The sequence below is a fragment of the Dietzia aurantiaca genome, from assembly GCF_021033825.1.
Taxonomy (GTDB): Bacteria; Actinomycetota; Actinomycetes; order Mycobacteriales; family Mycobacteriaceae; genus Dietzia; species Dietzia aurantiaca.
In genome coordinates this window covers 158,070-180,791 of the sequence record NZ_JAIFXZ010000004.1, presented here as the reverse complement: position 1 = coordinate 180,791, position 22,722 = coordinate 158,070, and the positions used below count along the sequence as shown (strand labels likewise).

At 69.7% G+C, this 22,722-nt stretch carries 20 protein-coding genes and 1 tRNA gene; 14 read left to right on the top strand and 7 right to left on the bottom strand.

What is annotated here, in order from left to right; translation table 11 throughout:
- Positions 1-108 precede the first annotated feature (108 nt).
- The 9 genes from hrcA to K3888_RS07110 all read left to right on the top strand — a co-directional run bounded on the left by hrcA (position 109) and on the right by K3888_RS07110 (position 8,681).
- Positions 109-1,149: a heat-inducible transcriptional repressor HrcA gene (gene hrcA, locus K3888_RS07150; protein ID WP_230929559.1), complete on the top strand. Its 1,041-nt coding sequence runs from the start codon at positions 109-111 to the stop codon at positions 1,147-1,149.
- 83 nt (positions 1,150-1,232) lie between these two features.
- Complete coding sequence (dnaJ, locus tag K3888_RS07145; protein WP_230929558.1) at positions 1,233-2,399, top strand: molecular chaperone DnaJ; 1,167 nt, start codon at positions 1,233-1,235, stop codon at positions 2,397-2,399.
- A gap of 6 nt (positions 2,400-2,405) precedes the next feature.
- Positions 2,406-3,218 (top strand): 16S rRNA (uracil(1498)-N(3))-methyltransferase, encoded by an 813-nt coding sequence (locus K3888_RS07140; RefSeq protein ID WP_230929557.1) that lies wholly within the window; start codon positions 2,406-2,408, stop codon positions 3,216-3,218.
- Between the two features lie 65 nt (positions 3,219-3,283).
- On the top strand, positions 3,284-4,267 hold the full coding sequence (locus K3888_RS07135; protein WP_230929604.1) for a PhoH family protein: 984 nt from the start codon (positions 3,284-3,286) through the stop codon (positions 4,265-4,267).
- On the top strand, positions 4,264-4,746 hold the full coding sequence (ybeY, locus tag K3888_RS07130; RefSeq protein WP_230929556.1) for an rRNA maturation RNase YbeY: 483 nt from the start codon (positions 4,264-4,266) through the stop codon (positions 4,744-4,746). The genes K3888_RS07135 and ybeY overlap by 4 nt, the downstream gene beginning before the upstream one ends.
- 3 nt (positions 4,747-4,749) lie before the next feature.
- The gene (locus tag K3888_RS07125; RefSeq protein WP_230929555.1) at positions 4,750-6,066 is read left to right on the top strand and encodes a hemolysin family protein; all 1,317 of its coding nucleotides are present in this window, start codon (positions 4,750-4,752) and stop codon (positions 6,064-6,066) included.
- A complete protein-coding gene (gene era, locus K3888_RS07120; protein WP_230929554.1) occupies positions 6,063-6,971 on the top strand; it encodes a GTPase Era in 909 nt (302 codons plus the stop codon). Before K3888_RS07125 ends, era begins: the two co-directional genes overlap by 4 nt.
- Positions 6,972-7,051: 80 nt before the next feature.
- A complete protein-coding gene (recO, locus tag K3888_RS07115) occupies positions 7,052-7,867 on the top strand; it encodes a DNA repair protein RecO (RefSeq protein WP_230929553.1) in 816 nt (271 codons plus the stop codon).
- On the top strand, positions 7,842-8,681 hold the full coding sequence (locus K3888_RS07110) for an isoprenyl transferase (RefSeq protein WP_372459539.1): 840 nt from the start codon (positions 7,842-7,844) through the stop codon (positions 8,679-8,681). Before recO ends, K3888_RS07110 begins: the two co-directional genes overlap by 26 nt.
- A gap of 68 nt (positions 8,682-8,749) precedes the next feature.
- On the opposite strand, the gene K3888_RS07105 is transcribed toward K3888_RS07110, so the two are convergent.
- Complete coding sequence (locus K3888_RS07105) at positions 8,750-9,163, bottom strand: Fur family transcriptional regulator (protein ID WP_230929552.1); 414 nt, start codon at positions 9,161-9,163, stop codon at positions 8,750-8,752.
- Positions 9,164-9,169: 6 nt separating this feature from the next.
- Positions 9,170-9,541, bottom strand: coding sequence for an ArsR/SmtB family transcription factor (locus tag K3888_RS07100; protein WP_230929551.1), 372 nt, complete (start codon positions 9,539-9,541; stop codon positions 9,170-9,172).
- Positions 9,542-9,730: 189 nt separating this feature from the next.
- On the opposite strand from K3888_RS07100, the gene K3888_RS07095 reads away from it, so the two are divergent.
- Genes K3888_RS07095 through K3888_RS07085 form a run of 3 tightly spaced genes read left to right on the top strand, consistent with a single transcriptional unit; the run spans position 9,731 to position 13,071 of the window.
- Positions 9,731-11,125: a glycine--tRNA ligase gene (locus tag K3888_RS07095; protein WP_230929550.1), complete on the top strand. Its 1,395-nt coding sequence runs from the start codon at positions 9,731-9,733 to the stop codon at positions 11,123-11,125.
- 55 nt (positions 11,126-11,180) lie between these two features.
- The gene (locus K3888_RS07090) at positions 11,181-11,798 is read left to right on the top strand and encodes a YdcF family protein (protein WP_230929602.1); all 618 of its coding nucleotides are present in this window, start codon (positions 11,181-11,183) and stop codon (positions 11,796-11,798) included.
- Positions 11,799-11,808: 10 nt separating this feature from the next.
- The gene (locus K3888_RS07085) at positions 11,809-13,071 is read left to right on the top strand and encodes a deoxyguanosinetriphosphate triphosphohydrolase (RefSeq protein WP_230929549.1); all 1,263 of its coding nucleotides are present in this window, start codon (positions 11,809-11,811) and stop codon (positions 13,069-13,071) included.
- Here the strand turns inward: K3888_RS07085 and K3888_RS17825 are convergent.
- The 3 genes from K3888_RS17825 to K3888_RS07070 are packed head-to-tail and all read right to left on the bottom strand — an operon-like array spanning position 13,068 to position 18,648.
- The gene (locus tag K3888_RS17825; RefSeq protein ID WP_230929548.1) at positions 13,068-15,254 is read right to left on the bottom strand and encodes an FUSC family protein; all 2,187 of its coding nucleotides are present in this window, start codon (positions 15,252-15,254) and stop codon (positions 13,068-13,070) included. The two genes, K3888_RS07085 and K3888_RS17825, sit on opposite strands and share 4 nt — an antisense overlap.
- A gap of 11 nt (positions 15,255-15,265) precedes the next feature.
- Positions 15,266-16,603: a serine hydrolase domain-containing protein gene (locus K3888_RS07075; RefSeq protein WP_230929547.1), complete on the bottom strand. Its 1,338-nt coding sequence runs from the start codon at positions 16,601-16,603 to the stop codon at positions 15,266-15,268.
- A gap of 2 nt (positions 16,604-16,605) precedes the next feature.
- Positions 16,606-18,648: a TPM domain-containing protein gene (locus K3888_RS07070; RefSeq protein ID WP_230929546.1), complete on the bottom strand. Its 2,043-nt coding sequence runs from the start codon at positions 18,646-18,648 to the stop codon at positions 16,606-16,608.
- Between the two features lie 67 nt (positions 18,649-18,715).
- Between K3888_RS07070 and dnaG the strand changes: the two genes are divergently transcribed.
- Entirely contained in the window at positions 18,716-20,716 is a 2,001-nt protein-coding gene (dnaG, locus tag K3888_RS07065; protein WP_230929545.1) for a DNA primase, read from the top strand.
- Positions 20,717-20,796: 80 nt separating this feature from the next.
- Positions 20,797-20,869, top strand: a tRNA-Asn gene (locus K3888_RS07060).
- A gap of 81 nt (positions 20,870-20,950) precedes the next feature.
- Here the strand turns inward: K3888_RS07060 and K3888_RS07055 are convergent.
- Both K3888_RS07055 and K3888_RS07050 read right to left on the bottom strand, forming a co-directional pair.
- Entirely contained in the window at positions 20,951-22,174 is a 1,224-nt protein-coding gene (locus tag K3888_RS07055; protein ID WP_230929544.1) for a site-specific integrase, read from the bottom strand.
- Positions 22,128-22,709: a helix-turn-helix domain-containing protein gene (locus tag K3888_RS07050; RefSeq protein ID WP_230929543.1), complete on the bottom strand. Its 582-nt coding sequence runs from the start codon at positions 22,707-22,709 to the stop codon at positions 22,128-22,130. Before K3888_RS07050 ends, K3888_RS07055 begins: the two co-directional genes overlap by 47 nt.
- Between the last annotated feature and the right edge of the window lie 13 nt (positions 22,710-22,722).

Genomic DNA, 22,722 nt, shown 5'->3' with positions numbered 1-22,722 from the left:
CACGCCCGGGCTCGCCTAGAATCGGGCCCATGCGGCGGGTGAATCGGGCCCGTTCCGCGGGTGAAGTCGTAGACACACAGCACCGGAGAACTGGAAGGAGGGCGGTCCATGTCGAGCGCATCAGACCGTAGGACCGACGTCCTGCGGGCCATCGTCTCGGACTACATCGCCTGCCACGAACCGGTCGGCTCCAAGGCGCTCGTCGACCGGCACGCACTGGGAGTGTCCAGCGCGACCATCCGCAACGACATGGCGGTACTGGAGGCGGAGGGGTTCATCGTGCAGCCCCACACGAGCTCGGGGCGCGTGCCCACGGAGAAGGGCTACCGCCACTTCGTCGACTCGATCGAGGAGATCACGCCGCTCTCGCGAGCCGAGCGCAAGGCCATCCGGGCCTTCCTCGAAGGCGCGCTCGACCTGGACGACGTGCTCCGACGGGCGGTTCGTCTGCTGTCGCAGCTCACCCGCCAGGTCGCGGTGGTCCAGTACCCGGTCCTCGACCGCTCGACCGTGCGGCATCTCGAGGTGGTGAGCCTGACCCCCACGCGGCTGCTCCTGGTCCTCATCACCGACACCGGCCGCGTCGACCAGCGAACTGTCGAGCTCGCGGCCCCGCATACCGAGGAGCACCTCGCCGAGATCCGGACCCTGCTCTCCGAGGCCGTGGCCGACAAGCGTCTCGCGGACGCCTCCGCGGCACTCACGGCCACGGGGGAGCAGGCCCGGCCGGCGTACCGCGACGCGGTGGAGCGTTGCGTCACCGTGCTCGTGGACACGCTCGTCGAGCACCCGGACGACCGGATCGTGCTGGGCGGCACCGCCAACCTCACACGGAGCGCCGCCGACTTCGACGGCTCACTGCGATCGGTGCTGGAGGCGCTGGAGGAGCAGGTCGTGATCCTGCGTCTGCTCACCGCCGCCCAGGCCGTGGGTGCGGGCGGGCCGGGCGGGGTCACCGTGCAGATCGGCGCGGAGACCCAGTCGGCCGAGATCCGCGGCGCGTCGGTGGTCTCCTCGCAGTACGGCGCGGAGGGCCACGCGTTCGGTGGCATGGGGGTGCTGGGACCCACCCGGATGGATTATCCGGGAACAATCGCCTCGGTCGCCGCTGTTGCCCACTACGTGGGCGAGATCCTCGGCGGGCGCTGACCCCCGTACTCTCTTCCAGGAGCCGCGGCGTCGAGCAGGCGGCACCACGAGCACGAACAGTCTTCTTGAACGAAAGGTCAGACGTGTCACGCGACTACTACGGGACCCTCGGGGTCGATAGGGGCGCCTCGGAGACCGAGATCAAGCGCGCCTACCGCAAGCTCGCCCGCGAGCTCCACCCTGACGTCAACCCGTCGGACGAGGCGCGTGAGCGGTTCAGCGAGATCACCGCGATCTACGAGGTCCTCACCGACCCGGAGAAGCGACGCATCGTCGACATGGGCGGGGATCCGCTCGACTCCGGCGGCGGCGGCGGTGGCGGATATGGCGGCGGCGGCTTCGGCGGTGGATTCGGTGGCGGCCTCGGCGACGTGTTCGAGGCCTTCTTCGGTGGTGCCGGAGGCGGAGGCGGCGGCCGGGGCCCGCGCAGCCGGGTCCAGCCCGGTTCGGACGCGCTCATCCGGGTGAACCTGACCCTGGACGAGTGCGCGACCGGCGTCACCAAGGAGATCAAGGTCGACACGGCGGTGCTGTGCGAGACCTGTCACGGCAAGGGCTCGGCCTCCGATGCGCCGCCCGCCACCTGCGGCATGTGCCAGGGCCAGGGCGAGATCCAGTCCGTGCAGCGCTCGCTGCTGGGCAATATCATGACCAGCCGCCCGTGCCCGACGTGCGCCGGGACCGGCGAGATCATCACCGATCCGTGTGGTGACTGCACCGGTCAGGGCCGCGTCCGTAAGCGTCGCACCGTCTCCGCCAAGATCCCCGCCGGTGTCGGCGGCGGCATGCGGATCCGGCTGTCCGGCCAGGGCGAGGTGGGCCCCGGCGGCGGGCCCGCCGGCGACCTGTACATCGAGGTCAACGAGCGCACGCACCCGGTGTTCGTACGCGACGGCGAGGACCTGCACTGCACCGTGCGGGTCCCGGTGGTCGACGCGATGCTCGGCGGCACCGTCGAGCTCGAGACCGTCATCGGCGACCCGATCGAGATCGAGATCCCGGCGGGCACCCAGCCCGGCCACACCGTCACCCTCACCGACCGCGGAATGCCGCGCGTCCGAGGTGGCGGCGCAGGCGACCTCACCGTGCACATGGAGGTCGTGGTGCCCGAGAAGCTCGACCGCAAGCGCCGCGACCTCGTCGAGCAGTTGCGTCGCCTGGACGGCGATTCGGCCGAGGTCGTCAGCGAGGACACCGCCCGCCGCGGCGGTCTGTTCTCCCGCCTGCGCGACGCGGTCGCCGGGCACTGACGTTCCGTGACCCCGTCGCTGTTCCGGGTGGAGGCCGTCCCCGGCATCGGTGAGACCGTCGTGCTCGACGGCCCCGAGGGGCGTCACGCCGGCAGCGCGCTGCGGCTCCGCCCGGGGGAACCGATCCGCGTCGGTGACGGCCGTGGGGCCGTGGCCGACTGTGTGGTGACGACGACGAGCCCCGGCGTCGTCGAGGCCGAGGTCGGCACCCGGACGGACGTCCCGCGCCCCGTCCCGGAGGTCACGGTCGTCCAGGCGCTGCCCAAATCGGAACGCTCCGAACTGGCGGTGGAGCTGGCGACCGAGGCCGGCGCGGACCGGATCGTTCCCTGGCAGGCCGAGCGCTGCGTGAGTCGCTGGGCCGGTGCCAAGGTGGGCAAGGGCCGCACCAAGTGGGCGAACGCCGCGCGGGCCGCCGCCAAGCAGTCGCGGCGGGCCCACGAGCCCGAGATCGGTGAGCTGCTCGACTCGGCAGCCCTGGCCCGGGTCGTCGCCGAGGAAGCGGCCGCCGGGACACGCGTGCTGATCCTGCACGAGGAGGGGGCCGTGCCGTTCGCGGACGCGGTGACCGCCCCGACTCCCGGGGCCCACGGGCGGCCGGTGAACGTCCTCGTCGTCGTCGGGCCCGAGGGCGGCGTCTCCGACGCCGAGCTGGAGGCACTGACCGGCGCCGGCGCACGCCCCGTCGTGCTGGGACCGGAGGTCCTGCGCACCTCCACCGCCGCGGCCGTCGCGTTGGGGGCGCTCGGCGTTCTCACCCCGAGGTGGGCCGGCGCGGGTACTACACTCGGGTCAACCGCACCACACCACGGGAAGTGATCCACGTAAGCACCCCAGACAGCGATACCGTCCGCACGGCGGTCCAGCTCGACCCCGACCTGGCGATGGCGGTGCTCGGCGCCGCCGACACCAACCTCCGCACCCTCGAGGAACTTCTCGACGCCGACCTGCACGTCCGGGGCGGCACCATGACCGTCTCCGGCCATCCGGAGGCGGTCGACACCGCCTCTCGCGTCGTGTCGGACCTGCTGCGCCAGGCCCGCAAGGGCGTGGAGATCACCCCCGCCTCTGTGCGTCGGTCGGTCGAGATCCTCGCCGGGTCCGGTCCGCTGACCGCTGAGGAAGTGCTGGGCACCGACGTGCTCTCGCGCCGTGGCGGGATGATCCGGCCCAAGACGCTCGGGCAGAAGCGGTACGTCGACGCGATCGACGAGCACACCATCTCCTTCGGGCTCGGCCCCGCCGGCACCGGTAAGACCTATCTCGCCATGGCCAAGGCCGTCGCCGCGTTGCGCGCCAAGGAGGTTAGCCGCATCATCCTCACGCGGCCCGCGGTGGAGGCAGGGGAGCGGCTCGGATACCTGCCGGGCACGCTGCACGAGAAGATCGACCCGTACCTGCGGCCGCTGTTCGACTCGCTGCACGACATGATGGACCCCGAGACCATCCCCAAGCTCATGGCGGCCGGCGTGATCGAGGTGGCGCCGCTGGCGTACATGCGCGGGCGCACGCTCAACGACTCGTTCATCGTGCTGGACGAGGCCCAGAACACCACGCCCGAGCAGATGAAGATGTTCCTCACGCGCCTGGGCTTCGGGTCAAAGATCGTCGTGACGGGCGACATCACCCAGATCGACCTGCCCGGCGGGCAGCGCTCCGGCCTGAAGGTGGTGCGCGAGATCCTCTCCGGGGTCGAGGGCATCCACTTCTCGGAGCTCACCTCGAAGGACGTGGTCCGGCATGCGTTGGTCGGCCGGATCGTGGACGCCTACGCCAAGCACGAAGCCCGCCTCGAACGGGGCCAGAACGAGACCCGGTCACACCGGAACACCGAGCCGCACAGGAACAGGGAGCAGCGCCGCCGATGAGTATCGAGGTCGCCAACGAGTCGGGAGTGGAGGTCGACGAGGCAGAGCTCGTCGACGTGGCCGCGTTCGTGATCGCCCGGATGGACGTCCACCCGGCCGCCGAGTTGTCCATCACGCTCGTCGACAAGGACACCATGGCCGATCTCCACGTGACGTGGATGAACCTGCCCGGGCCGACCGACGTGATGAGCTTCCCGATGGACGAGCTCACCCCCGGCGGACGCCCGGACCTGCCCGAGCCCGGGCCCGCCATGCTCGGTGACATCGTGCTGTGCCCGGCGTTCGCCGCCGACCAGGCCGCCAGCTCCGGGCATCCGCTCGCGCACGAGTTGGCGCTGCTCACCGTCCACGGCTGCCTGCACCTGCTCGGTTATGACCACGCGGAGCCCGCGGAGGAGCGGGAGATGTTCGGGCTGCAGAACGAGCTCCTGGCCGAGTGGTACGACCACCGGGACGAACGCCCGGCGGGGGACGCCTGAGTCGTGGACGAGACGATCCTCGCGGCGGTCGGCGCCGTCCTGCTCATTCTCACCGCCGGTCTGTTCTCCGCTCTCGACGCCGCCCTGAGCACCGTGTCGGTGGCGCGCGTGGAGGAGATGGCCAAGGAGGGCCGGTACGGGGCGGCGCGGCTGTCCACGATGTTGAAGCAGCGGCCCCGCTACATCAACGTGGCGGTGCTGGTCCACGTGCTGAGCCTGGTGGCGACCGCCGTGCTGTTCACCGTGGTGTTCAACGACGTCATCGACTCGGCGGCGTGGGCACTGGTGACCGCCGCGGCCGTGACCACGGTCGCGGCCTATGTGGTGGCCGGGGTCGGGCCGCGCACGCTCGGCCGCCAGCACGCCTACTCGATCGCGCTGGGGTCGGCCGTGCCCATGACGGTGGTGGGGGTCGTCCTCGGGCCGGTCGCCCGGTTGCTGGTCGGCGTCGGTAACGCCGTCACCCCGGGCGGCGGCTTCCGCAACGGCCCGTTCGCCTCGGAGATCGAGTTGCTCGAGATCGTGGACATGGCGCGGGAGCGCGGGGTCGTCGCGGATGACGAATCCCGCATGATCCAGTCCGTCTTCGAACTCGGCGACACCACGGCGCGGGAGGTCATGACGCCGCGCACCGAGATGGTGTGGATCGAGTCCGACAAGACCGTCGGCCAGGCCGCGCGCCTGACGGTCAAGTCCGGCTACTCGCGGATCCCGGTGGTGGACACCGAGAACTCGGATGACGTGGTGGGCGTAGTGTACCTGCGCGACATCGTGGCGCGCCTCGACGACCCGGACGGCCGGGCGGCACCGGTCGCCGAGGTCATGCGGCCGGCGGTCTTCGTGCCCGACGCCAAGCGGATCGACGACCTGCTCTCGGAGATGCAGCGCGACCATAACCACCTGGCGATCCTCGTCGACGAGTACGGCGGGACCGCCGGCCTGGTGTCCATCGAGGACATCCTCGAGGAGATCGTCGGCGAGATCGTCGACGAGTACGACACCACCGAGGTGCCTCCTGTGGAGGAGATCGGGGCCGGCCGGTACCGGCTGTCGGCGCGGCTGGGCCTGGACGAGGTGGCCGACCTGTTCGACATCGAGTTCCCGGGCGAGGTCACCGAGGAGGTCGAGACCCTCGGAGGGTTGCTCGCCCTGGAGCTCGGGCGCGTCCCGCTGCCGGGCGCGCGCGTGGTCTCCACGGGGCTCGACCTGCGCGCCGAGGGCGGGCACGACCGGCGGGGACGCGTGAAAGTGGTGACCGTGGTGGCCGAGCGCGCCGTCGTGGAGAAGACCGGTAGTGACGACGACGAGGAGAACAGATGAGCACGCCCGAGGGGTTCCGCAGTGGGTTCGTCAGTTTCGTCGGACGTCCCAACACCGGTAAATCGACGCTGACCAACGCGCTGGTGGGGGAGAAGATCGCGATCACCTCGTCGCGCCCCCAGACCACCCGTCACGCGATCCGCGGCATCGTGCACCGGGAGAACGCCCAGATCATCCTCGTGGACACCCCCGGCCTGCACCGGCCCCGCACCCTGCTGGGCGAGCGACTCAACGCGTTGGTGGAGGAGACCTTCTCCGACGTCGACCTGATCGGGATGTGCTTCCCCGTCGGTGAGCGGATCGGCCCCGGGGACAAGTGGATCCTCGAGCAGGTCCGCACCCTGTGCCCCACGACGCCGGTGATGGGCCTGGTGACCAAGATCGACTCGGTCTCCAAGCAGAAGGTCATGGAGCAGCTCGTCGCCGTGTCGAAGTTCCTGGGCCCCGACGCCGAGGTGGTCCCCGTGTCGGCGGTCTCGGGAAAGCAGGTCGACGTGGTGGCCGAGGTCATCGCCTCACTGCTGCCGGAGGGGCCGCAGTTCTATCCCGACGACATCATCACCGAGGAATCCGACGAGTCCCGGATGGCCGAGCTCATCCGAGAGGCGGCGCTCGAGGGCGTGCGTGACGAGCTGCCGCACTCGATCGCGGTGACCATCGAAGAGGTCCTGCCGCACGAGGGCCGCGACGACATGGTGGACGTGCACGCGACCGTGTACGTCGAGCGCCAGAGCCAGAAGGCGATCGTCCTGGGTCCGAAGGGTGCCCGCATGCGCGACGTGGGCACGCAGGCCCGCGCGGGGATCGAGAAGCTACTGGGCACCAGGGTCTACCTGGACCTGCACGTCAAGGTGCTCAAGGAGTGGCAGCGAGATCCCAAGATGCTGGGGCGGCTCGGCTTCTAGGCTCCGGCCGCCGCCAGTGGGATGATGAACCTTCACGCTGACGCCGAGCGCCGCCCCACCGATGCCGAGAGGAGACCGGAATGCATCCCTTCACCGACACCGGCCTCGTCGTGCGAACCTACGACCTCGGTGAGGCCGACCGGGTCGTCACGCTGCTGACCGAGCAGCACGGACTGGTCCGCGCGGTCGCCCGGGCGGTGCGCCGCACCCGCTCACGTATGGGCGCCAGTCTCGAGCCGTTCGCCGTGGTGGAGGTGCAGATCGCGCCCGGCCGTGGCCGTAGTGGGCTGGGGACGGTCCGCCAGGCCTCGAGCCGGGAGTCCCTGGCCCGCCCTCTCGTGGCCGACTATCCCTCGTACACCTCCGGGTGCGTGGTCCTCGAGACCGCTGAACGACTCGCAGGCGAGGAGGGGGCTCCGACCCCGCGGCTGCTCGGCCTCGCCGTCGGCGCCCTGCGCTCCCTCGCGGAACAGCGACGTTCCCCGGGGCTGGTCGCCGACGCCTTCCTTCTGCGCGCCATGTCCGCGTCCGGCTGGGAGCCGGTCCTGGACTGCTGCGTGCGCTGCGGCGCGGTGGGGCCGCACCGGGCGTTCCATGTGCCCTCCGGCGGCACCGTGTGCGTGCACTGCCGGCCGCAGGGATGTGCGATGCTCTCGCCCGGCGTCGCCGAGCATCTCGCGGCGCTGATGGCCGGGCAGTGGGGCGCCGTCGCGGTGTCCTCGCCCGCCGTCGTCCGGCAGGCCTCCGGGATCGCCGCGGCCCACCTCCAGTGGCATCTGGAGCGTGACCTGCGCAGCCTGCCCCTCGTCGACCGCGGCGTGGGACACCCAGCGCCGCACGCGATCGCCCGTGACCACAGGGAGGAGTCCAGTGCCCGGACTGCCCAGATTTCGTAAGCGCTCCGCCACCGCGGGCACCACGGCGGCGGTCGCGGGGGAGCGCGCGGCCGTCCGGCCGCCGACGCCGCACCCTTCCGGGGCCACGCCTCCCGCGATCCCCGCGGAGTTCGTGCCCGGCCACGTCGCCCTGGTCATGGACGGGAACGGTCGCTGGGCCCAGGAGCGCGGACTGCCACGCACCGAAGGACACAAGCGGGGCGAGGCCGTCCTCATGGACGTGGTCCAGGGGTGCATCGAGATGGGGATCCCGTACCTGTCCGCGTACGCCTTCTCCACCGAGAACTGGAAGCGCAGTCCCGAGGAGGTCCGCTTCCTCATGGGCTTCAACCGGGACGTGCTCCGGCGGCGCCGCGACGAGATGAACGCGCTCGGGGTGCGGGTCCGGTGGGCGGGGCGACGCCCCCGACTGTGGAAGTCGGTGATCTCGGAACTCGAGGAGGCCGAGGAGCTGACCCGGGACAACACGGTGATGACGTTGGCGATGTGCGTCAACTACGGCGGTCGCGCCGAGATCGTCGACGCCGCGCAGGCCTTCGCCCGACGGGTGGCGGCCGGTGAGATCTCGCCCGACGACCTCTCCGAGGACGACTTCGCGCAGTACCTGGACGAGCCGGACATGCCCGACGTGGACCTGTTCCTGCGGCCGTCCGGCGAGCTGCGCACGTCGAACTTCCTGCTCTGGCAGAGCGCGTACGCCGAGTTCGTCTTCCAGGACACCCTGTTCCCGGACTTCGACCGGCGTGACCTGTGGGCCGCGTGCCTGGAGTACGCCGAGCGCGACCGTCGCTTCGGCGGCGTCACCCCACCCTGAGACCCCGGCCGGCGTGGTCGCCCGGTGGTCGGCCCGGGTCGATCACGCCCGGCACGGGCCGAACCGGGTCAGCCGGCCCGGGCGGCGCACTCGGCGCAGAGGCCGAACAGTTCCACGGAGTGGGTGACGTCGGTGAACCCGTGGGCGAGGCCGGCGCTGCGCGCCCACATCTCGACCTTGGGCTCCTCGACCTCGACAGTGAAGCCGCATTCCCGGCACACCAGATGATGGTGGTGCGAGTCCGAGCACTTCCGGAAGATCAGTTCGCCGGAGTCGGTGCGCAGCACGTCCACGGCGCCGGCATCGGCCATCGACTGCAACGTCCGGTACACGGTGGTCAGGCCGATCGCGTCGCCCTTGTCGCGCAGCTCCGCATGCAGGTCCTGGGCGGACCGGAATCCCTTGGACTCGTCGAGCAGGGCGGAGATCGCACTGCGTTGCCTGGTGGAGCGCACACCGATCGGTTTGTCGGGGGTGGTCATTGGAGATCATCCTTCCCCGGCGTGGTCGACCGCCGCCTCGACGATACTCAGTAGGTGCTCGTCGAGCAGTTCATAGCGCATCTCGCGGCCCTGCCGGTGCGAGGAGACCACCCCGGAGGACTTGAGCACCTTCAGGTGCTGACTCACGAGCGGTTGGGTCACCCCCAGCGCGTCCACGAGTTCGTGCACGCAGCGGGGGCCGTCCTCCAGTTGGAGCACGATCGCGATCCGCAGCGGCGCGGACAGGGCCCGGAGCAGATCGCCCGCCGCCGACATCACAGGCGCGGACGGGAGCGGCACTGGGGTGGCGTGGAGCCCGGACTCGTGCACGTCCGTGACCGGCTCTCCGCCGGCCGTCCGCTGTGATCCGGGTGCCATCTTCTCCACTCTCCGGACTGGGCGACCGGCAGGTCGCAGCCGATGTCGTTTCGGGCAGGGGACCCCAGTATCCCAGACCCGGAGTCCGTACCGGATACCCTGGGGACAAGTGCCCGGGCGCCGGCCCGTGCCGAGGTGATCCACCCCGACACCTCCGCCCACCGACTCACCAAAGGGAGAACCCCCGACGTGGCAGCCTCAGCTTCCGTCATCGACACCGTCGTCAACCTCTGCAAGCGCCGGGGACTGGTGTACCAGAGCGGCGAGATCTACGGCGGTACCCGCTCGGCCTGGGACTATGGTCCGCTCGGTGCGGAGCTCAAGGAGAACATCAAGCGTCAGTGGTGGCGGACCTTTGTCACCGCGCGCGAGGACGTGGTGGGCCTGGACTCCTCGATCATCCTGCCGCGCAGGGTGTGGGAGGCCTCCGGCCACGTCGAGACGTTCACCGACCCGCTGGTCGAGTGCATGTCCTGCCACACCCGCCTGCGTCAGGACCACCTGCAGGAGGCCTACGCGGCCAAGAAGAAGCTGGACGACCCGGCGGACGCCCCGATGTCCGAGATCGCGTGTCCGAACTGCGGCACCAAGGGCAAGTGGACCGAGCCGCAGCTCTTCTCCGGCCTGGTCAAGACCTACCTCGGCCCGGTGGACAACGAGGAGGGCCTGCACTACCTCCGTCCGGAGACCGCCCAGGGCATCTTCGTCAACTATAAGAACGTCATGACCACGGCGCGCCGGAAGCCGCCGTTCGGCATCGGCCAGATCGGCAAGGCGTTCCGTAACGAGATCACCCCCGGCAACTTCATCTTCCGGACCCGCGAGTTCGAACAGATGGAGATCGAGTTCTTCACCAAGCCCGACGAGGCCCCGGAGTGGTTCGACCGTTGGGTCGAGGACTGCTGGAACTGGTTCGTGGATCTGGGGATCGACCCGGACAACCTGCGTCGCTTCGACGTGCCGCAGGACGAGCGCGCCCACTACTCGGCCCGCACGATCGACTTCGAGTACAAGTTCGGCTTCCAGGGCAACGAGTGGGGCGAGCTCATGGGCATCGCCAACCGCACGGACTACGACCTGTCGCAGCACCAGAAGCACTCGGGGGAGGACCTGCAGTACTTCGACCAGGCCACCGGCGAGAAGTACATCCCGTACGTCATCGAGCCCAGCTTCGGCCTGACCCGTTCGCTGATGGCGTTCCTGGTGGACGCCTACACCGAGGACGAGGCGCCCAACGCCAAGGGCGGCGTCGACACCCGGACCGTTCTCAAGCTCGACCGTCGCCTGTCGCCCTTCAAGGCCGCGGTGCTACCGCTGTCGCGTAACGCCGACCTGTCGCCCAAGGCGCGGGATCTGGCGGCGCAGCTGCGCAAGAACTGGAATGTGGACTTCGACGACGCGCAGGCCATCGGCCGCCGCTACCGTCGCCATGACGAGATCGGCACCCCGTTCTGTATCACCGTGGACTTCGACACCCTCGAGGACCAGGCCGTGACCATCCGTGAGCGGGACACCATGGCGCAGGAGCGCGTCGCGATCGATCAGGTGGAGGGTTACCTCGCCCAGCGCCTCATCGGGTGCTGATGCAGGTTCCTGGCACACTGGTCGGGTGAGTAGAACCCGGTCCCCACGCAGCGCGATGACCAGGGCCCTCGGATGGGTCGTGGTCATCGCGCTGCTGTCGTGCCTGATCATTCCCGGTTTCATCGCATTCCGCGTCTGGTATGTGGCGCGCATAGACGACCGGACGCCGGCCGATGCGATCGTCGTGCTGGGTGCCGCGCAGTACAACGGCATCCCCACGCCTGTCTTCCAGGCGAGGCTGGAGCACGCGGCCACGCTCTTCGACGAGGGGGTGGCGCCGCAGATCATCACGGTCGGCGGAAGTCAGCCGGGTGATCTGTACACGGAGGCCGGATCGGGGCGCTCCTACCTGACCCAGCTGGGCGTCCCGCCCGAGGCGATCCTCGCCGTGGAGACCGGGACCAACACCGTCGGAAGCCTGGAGGCAGTCGCCCAGACGGTCCGGGACCAGGGCGGCGAATCGGTGGTCCTGGTCAGTGACCCCACCCACTCGTATCGTTCGCGGATGATGGCGCACGACGTGGGTCTCGACGCCTGGACCTCGCCGACGCGACACGGTCCCGCGGTGTGGACCAGGGAGAACCAGATCATGAGCATCATCCGGGAGACCGGGGCGGTGCTCTGGTATCAGTACCAGCGGCTCGCCGGGAGCAACGTGGACTTCCCCGACTAGGAGTGACGGCATGACGGGATACGCCTACAGCGGGGCGGACGCGGAACGCCGTGTCGACGAGCACTCTGGCCGAGCCCGGCCCTCGGCCAGTGAGCGCAGCCCCTTCGAACGGGATCGCGCGCGTGTCCTGCATTCGGCCGCGTTGCGGCGGCTGGCGGACAAGACGCAGGTCGTCGGGCCGGGCGACGGGGACACCCCGCGGACCCGCCTCACCCATTCGCTCGAGGTAGCGCAGATCTCCCGCAGCATCGCCGCGGGCCTGGGCTGCGATCCCGACCTCGCTGACCTGGCGGGGTTGAGCCACGACATCGGCCATCCGCCGTACGGGCACAACGGCGAGCGGGCCCTGGACGAGGTGGCGCGCGGTTGTGGCGGTTACGAGGGCAACGCCCAGACCATCCGGATCCTGTCGCGTCTGGAACCCAAGGTGGTCGACGACCGCGGCACGGGGGTGGGGCTCAACCTCACCCGCGCGGCGCTGGACGCGGCGACCAAGTACCCGTGGTTGCCCCGCGAGGGCACCACCAAGTTCGGGGCCTACGCCGAGGACGCCGAGATCCTGGAATGGATCCGGCGAGGGGCACCCGGTGACACCCGGTCGCTGGAGGCCCAGATCATGGATTTCTCCGACGACGTGGCCTACTCGGTCCACGATGTCGAGGACGCGATCGTCGCCGGACGGTTGGATCTGCGCTCGCTGTCCGACGCCTCGGAGGTCGCCGCGCTCGCGGAGATGGGGGCAACGGAATTCCGGGGCCCCGACGCCGATCAGTTGGAGCAGGCCGCCGAGCGACTCGGCGCGCTGGAGGTGGTCCGGGTCGTCCAGCCCTTCGACGAGAGTTTCCGGGGCATGGTGGCGCTCAAGGCGCTGACCAGCGAACTGGTGGGGCGCTTCGTCATGCCGGCCATCCACACCACCCGCGAGGTGCACGGCGCGGCGCCGCACGGCCGGTACAGCGCTGATCTGGAGGTACCGGTGGAGGTCGAGGCCGAGGTGGTGATGCTCAAGACGATGGCCGTGCGCTACGTGATGAGCGACCCGGGCCACCGGGTCCGGCAGGACCGCCAACGCGACCGTATCCATCGGGTGGCCGAGTACCTGGCACATTCCGGTCACGCCGCGCTCGACCCCGTGCTACGACCGCTGTGGGATGCCGCCGTGGACGACGCCGCACGGATGCGGGTCATCGTCGACCAGATCGCGCTGTACACCGAGAGCAGACTCGAACGGATCGACCGGGCCAGCGCCGGCATTCAGGCGGCGTGGGGTTAACGATTGTGGATCAGTGTCCGGGCCCGGCCCCGCGCGCGCTGGTCGGACGGTGCCAGGACGTCACAGAGTCGCCCCATGACCCAGGTGAACCGGTCCAGTGCGACCAGGGCCGCGGTCACGGTCGTATCGCCTCCGTTGGACGACCGACGCGCGGCGGACTGATCGGTCGGCTCGTCGCGGCCGGCGGCGGGCTCCGTCGGCCGCTCGATCCGGCGACGAGCCCCGCCGGCTGCGTCGCGGGCCACGGCCACCGCGTCCTGCACCACGGCGTGTTCCCGTGCCAGCCCCTCGGCCGTGGCCGGGTGAGCGGCGCCGAGCATCACGATCTGCGCCAAACGCACCGACGACCGTGACGAGCGGTACATCAGGCTGATGGCCGAATCCACGCGGTCGCGCCCCGCGAAGAGGAACGCCGTGGACATCGCCGAGATGGTCTGGTCGACATCGGCCTGGGCTGCCTCCACGGCATGGACCCGGTCGAGCATCGCGGTATCGCGATCGGGCGCGGCCACGAGGTCGGAGGCCTCCGCCATCAGCGCGTCGACGGCGTCGAAATAGGCGTCGATCTTCTGGACCAGAGCCGGCCGTGACGTTGCCGACAGGAGCAGATAGGCGCACAGGACACCGATTCCGGCTCCCGCGACGGTCTCCTCGAGGCGCACCTCCATGAGATGGCCGTCGAGCACGCCGAGGACGGCGTAGAGCGATATCAGCAGGACCGTGACGAAGAACGACAGGTACATGTAGTTGAGCGGGCCGAAGTAGATCATCCCCATGACGCACAGCAGGCAGATCGCCAGGAGAACGATCTTGACGTCGTGGGCCAGGTAGGTCACAGCGATGCCCACGGCCAGTCCGAGCACCGTGCCGATGATCCGTCGGTAGGCGCGGGTGAGAATTCCGCTGCGGGTGGTGGTGCTGAAGAACACCAGGAATGCGGTGAGGACCGCCCAGTACCACCGCGATGCGGAGATCGCCTCACCGACCGCCGAGGCGATCGCGGTGGCGGTCATGGCCTGGATCGCGAGTCGGCTCGTGGGAGCCCACTGTCGCCACGGCGTCCACCGGATGGGGCGGCGACCGGCAGAGGACCCGGCACGCGGAGTCCCCGGCGTGGGATGGTCCGGCACCGTGGAAGGGGTGACCGTCGACGTCGCCTGCCCGGCGAGCAGCCGGGCGGGAGGTCGGCGGTGCAGTTCCACGGTCCGTAGGTGCGCGTGGGCGAGCACGCACTCGGCGAGCCGGTAGGTGGATGGCGCGTCTGCGCCCCGGTTCTTGTCTCCGACCACGTCCTGCGCCCACGATGTGGCGTCGGCGAGCCGTGCACGGGAGGCGTGGTCGTCGAGCGCGGCCAGCGTCTGGGAGACGGCGTGCCGACGGTCGGCGGAATCGCGGTGGTGCGCGTCGCCGTCCTCGGCCAACTCGAGGCAGGCCTCGTCGGTGTTGACACACGCGTCGAGCACGTGGACTGCCAGTGTCTCGTGGTCCCAGTCCGTGTAGTTGGCGGTGCGGAAACTCTGCTGCCACGCCGTGATCGCGCGCCACATCGAGTCGACCCGGGCGAGGCGGGCCCGCAGTGCGTGGGGGTGGACGGGCGAGGCGGCGGCCTCGACCGCCGAGGCGGAGGCGACCCGCAGCTCGCCGAGCAGCACCCCGAGCTCACGCTCGGGGTGTCGGCGGCCCCACAGGACCAGCTGCACCACCAACTGCGACGTGGCTGCCCCGGCAGCGATCAGGCAGAAGGCCGGAAGCTCCGCCAGGGTGGGCCGCATCAACAAGGTGAAGAAGCAGGCGAAGAAGCCGAAGGTGCCGATCGTGGTCCCCCGCGGCCCGAAGCGCCTGACCCATACGGCGACGCCGGAGATCAGGACGAACACGGCGAGTTGGATCACGCGATGGGAGGACAGGGACACGGCCACCAGCGGTACGACCACGGCCGTGGGGACGAGGAGCGCGGTGGTCACCACCCGGGCCCGTGCCGTCGAGTCCTTGATGAAGAGCCCGGACATCATGGACAGGAACACCGAGATGGTCAGCATGCCGGTCTCGACGTGGAGGAAGTGCACGACCGCGTAGCCCAGCGCGAGGCTGCCGAGGATTCCCGTGACCACGGAGATCATCTTGCGCAGTCTCTCCCGGGCCGGGTCGCGCGCCTCGAGCGCATGCAGAGTTCTGGCGATCACACCCGGCATGGTTATCCGACCGCCTGAGCGAGCACGTCGACGAGGTGGTCCACCTCGAGCGAGTCCATGGTGGCGCCGGGGGTGAACCCTGTTCGCACGACCACGAGGGCGGCCGAGGGGACCACCACCACGTACTGGCCGTCGTGTCCGGAGGCCCAGTACGCGTCCTCCGGCATGTCCATCCGCGGTGGTGTCCCGTCTCCGGCGACGTTGACCCACCACTGAGCTCCGTACGGCTCGGGCTCCCCGTCGGCTGGGACGACGGTCGTCGAGTACTCCATCCAGCCCTCGGGCAGCAGCCTGTCGCCGTTCACCACGCCGTCGTCCAGCGCGAACTGACCGAAGCGGGCGAAGTCCCTGGGCGTGGCCCACAGGTATGAACTGCAGACGGAGCGGCCGGAGGCGTCGGCCTCGAGCACGGCGCTGCGCATCCCCAGGGGCCGGAAGAGAAGTTCCTCGGCCATCCCGGGGCCCATGCCCGTGCGTTCGTGCAGGAGGTCGCAGATCAGGTTGGTGGTACCGGAGGAGTACTGGCGGTAGGTGCCCGGTTCGTGGGCGAGTGGCTGTGAGGCGGCGAACGCGGCCATGTCGGGCGCGTCGAAGAGCATGTGGGTGATGGGGGTGCCGAGGTCGTATTCCTCGTCCCATTCCAGGCCCGAGGTCATGCGCATCAGGTCGTTCAGCGAGATCTGTGCGCGCTCGTCGGTCCATTCGGGGCGCAGCCCGGTCCCGGCCGGGTCGAGGTCGGCGTCCGGGTGCTCGAGTCGGGCGCGTCCGACGAGAGTGGAGGCCACGCTCTTGCCCATGGACCAGCCGAGCTGCCGGGTATCGGCGTCGAACCCGTCCGCGTACCGCTCGCCGATGATCCGGCCGTCGTGGACCACGACGAGACCCCGCGTTCCCTCCTGCGCTGCGGCCTCGTCGAGTGCGGTCTCGACGTCAGCCCGGGACTCCTCGTCCACGGGGAGATCGATGCCCTCGGGGCCCCGTGCGATGAACTCCGGGGGAGGTGCGGACTGCTGCGATCCGGCGACACGGTCACCGAGCGCGCATCCGTACTCCGAGACGTACGCCGTCTGCCGGAATGCCACGCCCAGGACCGAGACGGTGGCCGTGCCCTCCTCCTCGTCGACATCGGTCCGCAGGTACGGCACCAACGGGTTGGGGGGCAGGTCCGTCTCCGGGTCGGCGCGCCCGGTGAGGAAGGTGACGGCGCACGCGTTGTGCGCGGCGTACCCGGTGCCGGTGCGCAGCATCGGTCGGTAGATGTATCCGACGACGACGAGAGCAGCCGCGACCACCACGATCACGACCAGAAGTGCCAGCAGAGCGATGCGTCGGCGCGTCATCGTCAGAATCGCCCGCCCGCGCCACCGAAGCCGCCGCCGCCACCGAACCCGCCGCCGCCGAATCCGCCACCGAAGCCACCGCGGCTTCGGCCGAAGCTCGATCCGCCGCCGCGCGCCATGCCCTGGATCAGGGCGCCGGCGATCATCCCGCCGACCATCGCGCCGGTGTTGGATCCGCCCCGGCCCCCTCGAGGGCCGCGGCCGTACGGACCGCTGCCGTACTGGGGGCGGGAGGCGTCGGACTGCGCCAGACGGAGTGCCTCACGGGCCAGTGACAGTGCGCGATCGGCGGCGGGGAATGCGGCCGGGCCCGCGGTCGCCTCGGCCGTGGCCAGGGCGTCCTTGGCCACGGCGAGCCGGGTGCGTGCGGCCTGTCCGATCACGGCCGAGCGGCTACCGATGAAGTCGTCGGCCTCGCGGACGGCGCCCCGGGCGCGGGTGAGCGCGGCCTTGCGGGCGGCGCGGGCGCGACCGGCGGCCTCGGCCTCGTGGCCTGCGGCGGCCAGGGCCTCGTCGAGGTTCCGGTCCACGTCGATGAGCCGGGAGAAGTTGCCCAGCGGGTCCGACTGGCCCTGCGCGCGCGCCTGATCAGCCGCCGCCCGTGCTGTCGTCGCGACCGTGGAAAGGGTACGGCTGGTGGCGTCGCTGACATCGGTGGAGGCCAGCAGACGGCCGGCGATCGCCAGCTCCTCGTCGACCTCGGCGATCAGTGCGGGCAGGTCCCGGCGCGCGGTGACGATGTCGTCGGCCGCGTGGTCCACGCCGTCGACGAGCTTCTCGGCCTGCGTCAGCTCGCCCTCGGCGGTGGTGATGGCGTCCACTGCCTCGGCCTGCTCGCCCACCGGGCGGGCCAGCGCCTCGCGGGCGCGGGCGGTGTCGGCATCGGCCGCGTCGAGCATCTGTTCGGCCAACGACAGGTTGTCGGTGATCGAGGACAGGACCGTCGGCGGGAACTGCTGGCGCAGACTCTCCATCGACTTCTCGGCCTCGGGGATCCGGGCGCGCAGGCTGATCGCCCGTCGGGTGAGGGCGTCGACCGAGGCGGCCCCGTTGATGAGCAGGTCACGCATGTCGGAGAACGCCGTGGCCTGTCCCTCGAGTTCTCGCTCCGCGCGCTCGGCGCGGGCGGCCACCTCGAGCAGCATGTTCCTGCGCTGGTCAGGGGTCTCGGGGATGTCGTCGTCGAGGCGCTGGATCAACGCGTGCGCCGCGTTGACCTCGGCGTGGGCGGTGTCCAGGGCCGAGCGGAACGGCCGGGTCCGCAGCTCGCCGAACTCCCCGGCCGCCGTCCTCAGTGCCGTCGCGGACGCCTCCACCGCCTGGTCCGCGTCGACGAGGCCTGCGCGGGCGCGGGCGTCGAGCACCTCCGCGGGCAGGGCGGACATCCTGGCCGTGTCGTCGCCGGGGATGTCGCGGGCGTCCTCCACCTGCTTGCGGGTCTTCGCGGCGCGGCGCCTGCGGCTGAACAGCACCAGCCCCACCACGAGCGCGATGATCACGGCGATCCCGATCAGCATCGCCACGGGGGAGACCTCGGACCCGGATCCCTGCCGCTCCAGTCCGTCGGCGGCGCCGATCGCGGCGTCGGCCCAGTCGCGGACCGCCAGGTGCGGTTCGATGTCCTGTGCAGCGATCTGGTCGGTGGCCCGGGCGTCGAGAGCGCCGTACTTGAACCAGTAAGCGCGTTCGTCGACCGCCACCACGAGCATCGCGTCCCTCGTGCCGAACTGCGAGAGCCGGTGGGTCTGCTCGGCCCATGTCTCCGGGCGCATGCCGTCGAAGGTGTCCACATAGGCCACCCAGAGCTTGATGGAGTCCGTCGATTGCAGCTCGGAGATCCGGGTCTCGACCTCTCCTGTACGGGCACCCAGGACGTTTGCGGAATCAGTGACCCGTTGCTGGAGTCGCAACGGCTGGTCGGCCATGGCGCCCGGCGCGGCCCAGAGCATCGAGGTCGCGAGAAATGCGACGACCAGCGCCAGTGCCGCGGTGAACCGGGTCCGGCGCGTCCCGGTGGCGTCCGCGAGGGTGAGGGTGACGATCATGGGCCCAGCGTATCGGCCCGGCATCGGCGGCAGGCGCGGTCCGGCACGGGCCGCTACTCTGGGCGTCATGGCAGGGCGGATTCCGGAGCAGGACATCGCCGCGATCCGCGAGCGCACCCGTATCGAGGAGATCGTCGGCGAGTACGTCGCGCTCAAACCAGGCGGCGCGGACTCGATGAAGGGCCTGTCGCCGTTCAAGGACGAGAAGACCCCGTCGTTCCACGTACGCCCGCAGCACGGCTACTTCCACTGCTTCTCCACCGGCGAGGGCGGGGATGTCTTCGCCTTCCTCATGAAGATGGAGCACATCGGGTTCGTCGAGGCCGTCGAGCAGCTGGCGGACAGGATCGGCTACCGCATCACCTACGAGGGCGGCGGGCAGGTGGTCCAGCGTGATCGCGGAACGCGCTCCCGGCTCGCGCAGGCCAACGCGGCGGCCCAGAAGTTCTATGCCGAGCGCCTGCGGGAGGACGCGGAGGCACAGATCGCGCGGGATTTCCTCACCGAGCGCGGCTTCGACATGGGTCAAGCCGAGCATTTCGGGTGCGGGTACGCACCGGCGGGCTGGGACACCATGAGCAAGCATCTCATGCGCCAGGGCTTCGAGGCCTCCGAGCTCGAGGCGGCCGGTCTGTCCAAGACCAGCTCGCGTGGCACGCTCATCGACCGCTTCCATCGTCGGCTGCTGTGGCCGATCCGGAACCTGGCAGGCGAGGTGATCGGCTTCGGTGCTCGCAAGCTCTTCGAGGACGACAAGCTGGGCAAGTACATGAACACGCCCGAGACGATGCTGTACAAGAAGTCGCAGGTGCTGTTCGGACTGGACTTGGCCAAGCGTGACATCGCCTCGCAGCGCCGGGCCGTGGTGGTCGAGGGCTATACGGATGTCATGGCCATGCACGCGGCCGGGGTCACCACGGCGGTGGCCGCGTGTGGCACCGCGTTCGGCGAGGATCATCTGTCGACGCTGCGACGGCTGATGCTGGACGACAATTACTTCCGCGGCGAGATCGTCTACACCTTCGACGGTGACGAGGCCGGCAAGAAGGCGGCGCTGCGCGCGTTCGCCGGCGACCAGCAGTTCTCGGGCCGCACGTTCGTCGCGGTGGCCCCGCCGGGCCAGGATCCGTGCGACATCCGCCAGAACCGCGGGGACGCGGCGGTGCGTGACCTGGTCTCCTCGCGGGTTCCGATGTTCGAGTTCGCGATCCGTTCGATGCTCGAGGAGCATGACCTCGACCACGCCGAGGGGCGAGTGGAGGCATTGCGCCGCACGGTGCCGGTGGTGGCCGATATCCGCGATTCGTCGCTGCGGGACGAGTACGCGCGCCAGCTCGCCGGTTGGGTGGGGTGGGACGATCCGTCGCTGGTCGTGCGGCGGGTCCGCGAGGAGTCGCGCAAGAAGGGACGTTCCCGTCCGTCGGGCCCGGGCGGGCGCCGCCGCGCGCCGGCCGGCCCCGGTGGGGGCGCCCGGCCCGGCTGGGATCGTGCGGGGGGCGGGAAACGGGAGTACGACGACGAGACGGCGGCAGATGCGCAGCGGTCACCCGAGGCCCGGCCCGGTGTCCCGCTGCCCGCTCCTGCGGATCCGGTGCTCTGGCCGCAACGCGAGGCGATCAAGGCGGCCCTGCAGTACCCGGGTCTGGCGGGCCCGTTGTTCGACTCGTTGCCGCAGGAGTGCTACACGCATCCCGCGTATTCCGCGATCTCCGGAGCGCTCGCCGGGGCCGGGGGGTGTGTGGCCGGTAAGAGCGGCGCGAACTGGGTCAGCGAGGTCTCCGGGGGACTGAAGGACGAGGGGCTGAGTCGTCTGGTCGGCGCGCTGGCGGTGGAGACACTGCGCGCATCCGAGGAGGCGATGCCCCGGTACATCTCCGGCGTGCTGGCGCGGCTGCAGGAGGTGTGGGTGTCCGGGCAGATCGCGGATCTCAAGTCCAGGGTGCAGCGGATGAGCCCCGCTGAGGACCCGCAGGGATACTCCGCGCTGTTCGGCGACCTGGTGGCCCTGGAGGAATACCGACGTGGCCTGCTGGAGCAGGCTGTCGGGGCCACTCCGGACATTGCCTGACCTGGCGATTTGGTTCGTCACGGTGGGCGCACTAAGGTAAGTTCTCGGTATCCGGCACGAGCGCCGGGAGCCTCAGATAATCCCCCATAGCTCAATTGGCAGAGCATTCGACTGTTAATCGAAGGGTTATTGGTTCGAGTCCAATTGGGGGAGCATAAGAAACACCCTCCCACCTGCAAGTAGTCCGCAGGGGGAGGGTGTTTTGATTGTTGGGTTATCCGACCTTTATCCGCCTTATCGGTCGGGCGCGAGTTCGTCCAACGTGTCGGTCATGTCCGGCGCGACCGCCGCCATCTTCTCGATGTAGTGAGCCTCAGCGACTGCCGGGGTGTTGCCGAGTACAGCGGCCACGATGTCCGACCCTGCCGTGCGGTCGATGATGGTTGCCACGGTCCGGCGGAACGAGTGCGGAGTCACCCACGAGTACTCGTCGCCGCGAATCTCGCGCCACCGCCTGCCGAAGTTGTTGAGTTCGATCAGCCCACCGGTAGCCGACGTGAACACCAGGCCGCGCGCATTGCCGGGGGAGTTGACCCTCATGTTCATTAGCGCCGCGACGGTGAAGTCTGGGACAGTGATGGTGCGGTACGAGTTCGACGTCTTGCCCCAGCCCTGCCGGTGCAACCCCTTCTCCGGCGTGCGGACGACCGTGCCGCAGATCGTGACCGTCGGCCTATCGGATGCGAGGTCGACGTCCTCCCAACGCAGCGCCAACAGTTCGCCTGGTCGGCAGCCGGTTCCGAGCATGACATCTACCGCATCGGACATGTGCTGCCACCTGGGACGGCCACCCTTGCCTGTTCCGCCGGCCTGCCACGCCCGTACACGCTCCCGTAGAGCCTGGAGGTCATCTAGTCCCACCGCGCGGGGTGTGGGCCGTTTAGGCCGCGACAGTTTCACCTTGCCCACCGGGTCTGGGCGCTGGAGGTCAACACCACGTTCATCGGCGAGAGCGAACGCCCCGTTCAACAGTGACTTCATCCGCTTAGCGGCAGCCGGTACCCGCTTGGATTCCTGTTTCAGCCACCCTTGGACGACGACCGGGGTGCAGGCCTGGAGTTCCAGCCTGCCGAGTTTCGGATCATCCGGTGTGCCCTTGATGCGCTGGAGGTCGCCTCGGTAGGCGTTGGCGGTGGTCGGCCCTATCTCTCCAGCCTCGATCTTGCCGGTGATGTATTCCTCGATGACGACCCACAGCGGGGTGTAGGGGCCGATGCCTTCTGCTACCCCGAATGCCCGTCGGTGAGCGGCTGACCGTAGGCGTGTCTCCGCTTCGTCCTTGTTCTTGCCGTCGGCCTGGACCTTGACCACGCGCCCGCCCGAGTCCCGGACCCGACTGTGAGCGCGAACAGTCCTGTGGTCGATGCGTTCGTATCGGATGGTGCGGACCTCGCCCACCTCCAGCCGTGCCCTAGCCATCGTCGTGCTCCCCGTAGCCCTTGACCGTCCAGCCTTCATCTGCGGCGCGTTCCTCTAGTTCGGCAACGCGAGTGAGTAAGTACCCGAATCGTTCGGGGTGTTCGGTGCGCTGTTCTTGTGCAACATCTAGCAGGGCGCGGGTGTCCATCAACTCATTGAGGGTTCTCATCCTCAGGTGACCCCTTGACCTCCGGCGATTGCCTACCGTCTTGCCGTCCTTGTCGTAGGGCTTGCCGCCGCCGGACCACCACGTGTAGGCGTGGCCTGCCGTGTCTCGAATGGTTGGCAAAAACCAGGCGTCGCCATCCGGCATGTCGTGCCATAGAAGTCCAGTAGGGGAGGTTTCGAGAGCCTGGGCCAGAACGAGAAGTTCTGCTACCTCGATCTTCCCGCCCCGGTTCCCGTTCTCAACCTTGGAGATGGTGGCGCGGGTAATCGGGTACCCGAGTTCCACAGTTCGATCAGCGACATCTTGTGCGCTGAGTTCAAGTTCCCGCCTTCGTAGTCTCACGGCTTCTCCGATCCGGTTGGAAATCGATGTCGCCCATTCCCGCGCGGTGTCCCCGTCACTCATGGGGCCAATTCTC

Bases quoted from the DNA above. Each gene is read 5' to 3' on its own strand.
- hrcA (WP_230929559.1), top strand. From the start codon at position 109: ATGTCGAGCGCATCAGACCGTAGGACCGACGTCCTGCGGGCCATCGTC.
- dnaG (WP_230929545.1), top strand. From the start codon at position 18,716: ATGGCAGGGCGGATTCCGGAGCAGGACATCGCCGCGATCCGCGAGCGC.
- K3888_RS07085 (WP_230929549.1), top strand. From the start codon at position 11,809: ATGACGGGATACGCCTACAGCGGGGCGGACGCGGAACGCCGTGTCGAC.
- K3888_RS07135 (WP_230929604.1), top strand. From the start codon at position 3,284: ATGGCGGTGCTCGGCGCCGCCGACACCAACCTCCGCACCCTCGAGGAA.
- K3888_RS07070 (WP_230929546.1), bottom strand. From the start codon at position 18,648: ATGATCGTCACCCTCACCCTCGCGGACGCCACCGGGACGCGCCGGACC.
- recO (WP_230929553.1), top strand. From the start codon at position 7,052: ATGCATCCCTTCACCGACACCGGCCTCGTCGTGCGAACCTACGACCTC.
- K3888_RS07105 (WP_230929552.1), bottom strand. From the start codon at position 9,163: ATGACCACCCCCGACAAACCGATCGGTGTGCGCTCCACCAGGCAACGC.
- K3888_RS07050 (WP_230929543.1), bottom strand. From the start codon at position 22,709: ATGAGTGACGGGGACACCGCGCGGGAATGGGCGACATCGATTTCCAAC.
- K3888_RS07100 (WP_230929551.1), bottom strand. From the start codon at position 9,541: ATGGCACCCGGATCACAGCGGACGGCCGGCGGAGAGCCGGTCACGGAC.
- ybeY (WP_230929556.1), top strand. From the start codon at position 4,264: ATGAGTATCGAGGTCGCCAACGAGTCGGGAGTGGAGGTCGACGAGGCA.
- era (WP_230929554.1), top strand. From the start codon at position 6,063: ATGAGCACGCCCGAGGGGTTCCGCAGTGGGTTCGTCAGTTTCGTCGGA.
- K3888_RS07075 (WP_230929547.1), bottom strand. From the start codon at position 16,603: ATGACGCGCCGACGCATCGCTCTGCTGGCACTTCTGGTCGTGATCGTG.
- K3888_RS07090 (WP_230929602.1), top strand. From the start codon at position 11,181: ATGACCAGGGCCCTCGGATGGGTCGTGGTCATCGCGCTGCTGTCGTGC.
- K3888_RS07055 (WP_230929544.1), bottom strand. From the start codon at position 22,174: ATGAAGGCTGGACGGTCAAGGGCTACGGGGAGCACGACGATGGCTAGG.